This is a genomic window from Brevibacterium sp. HMSC07C04 (assembly GCF_001815905.1).
Classification (GTDB): Bacteria; Actinomycetota; Actinomycetes; order Actinomycetales; family Brevibacteriaceae; genus Brevibacterium.
In genome coordinates this window covers 1-610 of record NZ_KV823252.1, presented here as the reverse complement: position 1 = coordinate 610, position 610 = coordinate 1, and the positions used below count along the sequence as shown (strand labels likewise).

Genomic DNA, 610 nt, shown 5'->3' with positions numbered 1-610 from the left:
GCGGAATTGTGGTGGGATGTACTGCTCTTCTAGGGGGATCTTCCGGCCGGTGGGTGTATCGAAGATGTGTTTGCCGTCTTCGTCGATGACCATCTGCAGGTCCGAACCGATCGGCAGGTCCCAAATGCCGATCAGGGCTGGTTCCATGCCGCACAGTTCGTTGTAGTCAACAATCTCGAAGTTGTTCGTATCAGCCAGGTACTCAGCGGTGTCTATTTCGCTGAAGATCCGCCAACCATTATCAGCAGGTGCTTTAGGGGGCACACGCAGCATCCACTTGATCCGACCGGCACCGTTGAGGACATTATGCGTCGTCATCGCAGCACCAGCCTTGGGGATGAACTCAACATACTGAGACATCGTCAATCCTTTCCCACTCTCTCACTGACAGGGGGACAGACAAAGGGAGGCCTGCCATCACCGTGCAGGCCATGCTGGGCAATATAGTCCTCAGCCCGCTTCTGCAGCCCAGCCATAGCAGGAGGCAGACCCAGGTACATATCAGCAAGTATCGCCCCGGAGTGCCGGTTGATCACCACACCGAAGTCAATACCGGAGCGGGAAAACAGCTCATCATAGAAGAAATTCCTATCACCACCCAGACTAGACA

2 protein-coding genes are annotated in these 610 nt (G+C 54.9%); both read right to left on the bottom strand.

The window, feature by feature from the left end:
* A partial coding sequence (locus HMPREF3162_RS04540; RefSeq protein ID WP_070777050.1) for an immunity protein Imm33 domain-containing protein occupies window positions 1-360 on the bottom strand: 360 nt, incomplete at its 3' end.
* Between the two features lie 2 nt (window positions 361-362).
* Window positions 363-610: hypothetical protein (locus HMPREF3162_RS11875; protein WP_218079170.1), on the bottom strand; the 248-nt coding region annotated here is incomplete at its 5' end.